General features: G+C 70.0%; 1 protein-coding gene. It reads right to left on the bottom strand.

Going from position 1 to position 367, the window contains the following annotated elements:
• The coding region (locus VR45_RS42585; protein ID WP_159394324.1) for a sigma-70 family RNA polymerase sigma factor at positions 1 to 367 on the bottom strand (367 nt) is incomplete at both ends.

The following is a 367-nucleotide window of genomic DNA, read 5'->3' as shown; positions in this document are numbered from 1 at the left end:
CCAGCAGAGGGCGGCCGAGGGTGCGGCTCAGCTGCTGGCGGGCGCGGCGGTGGTGGTGGTCGACGGTCACCGGCCTGATGCCCAGCAGCCAGGCGATCTCCTCGCGGCTGCGCTCCATGAAGTGCTTGAGCACGATCACGTCGAACTGGCGGGGCGGGAGTTGCGCTATGGCCTGGCGCAGGTCGTCGGGCTCGCGGGAGAGCTGGACACGGCTGCGGACCATGGCGTGGCCGAAGGTCATCTTCCAGAAGAAGGAGGGGGAGCCCGAGGGCTTGGCCAGGCGGCGCTTCTCGTAGGCGACGGCGGCGCGCAGCACGTCCCAGGCGGCTTCCATGAAGTCGCGTTCGACGAGCATGTCGTCCCAGGT

The sequence above is a fragment of the Streptomyces sp. NRRL S-495 genome (genome assembly GCF_000966955.1).
In the GTDB taxonomy this organism is placed as follows: Bacteria; Actinomycetota; Actinomycetes; order Streptomycetales; family Streptomycetaceae; genus Kitasatospora; species Kitasatospora purpeofusca.
This window is presented reverse-complemented; position numbering and strand designations above follow the sequence as displayed.